The organism is Streptomyces sp. B1866, assembly GCF_031932565.1.
In the GTDB taxonomy this organism is placed as follows: Bacteria; Actinomycetota; Actinomycetes; order Streptomycetales; family Streptomycetaceae; genus Streptomyces.
Window position 1 is genome coordinate 1 of record NZ_JAVSCF010000650.1, and the last position, 341, is coordinate 341.

General features: G+C 75.7%; 1 protein-coding gene. It reads right to left on the reverse strand.

Annotation, left to right across the window (positions count from 1 at the left end):
* On the reverse strand, positions 1-341 hold a 341-nt coding region (locus RKE29_RS30620), incomplete at both ends, for a zinc-binding dehydrogenase (RefSeq protein WP_312008934.1).

Here is a 341-nt window from a genome sequence, read left to right on the forward strand (position 1 = left end):
CAGGTGCCGGGCCAGCAGGCCGCCCAGGGTGCCGGTGCCGCCGGTGACCAGGACGGTGCCCGCGGGGTCCAGCGGCCGCGGCACGGTCAGCACGAGCTTGCCGGTGTGCTTGGCCTGGCTCATGAGCCGGAAGGCCTCCGGCGCCCGGCGCACGTCCCAGGTGCGCACCGGCAGGGGCCGCAGCACCCGCCGCTGGAACAGCTTCGCCAGGGTGGTGAGGATCTCGCCGATCCGGTCGGCGCCCGCGTCGATGAGGTCGTATCCGCGGTAGGTCACGCCGGGGTGGGCGGCGGCGACGTCCCGCGGGTCGCGCGGGTCGGTCTTGCCCATCTCCAGGAACC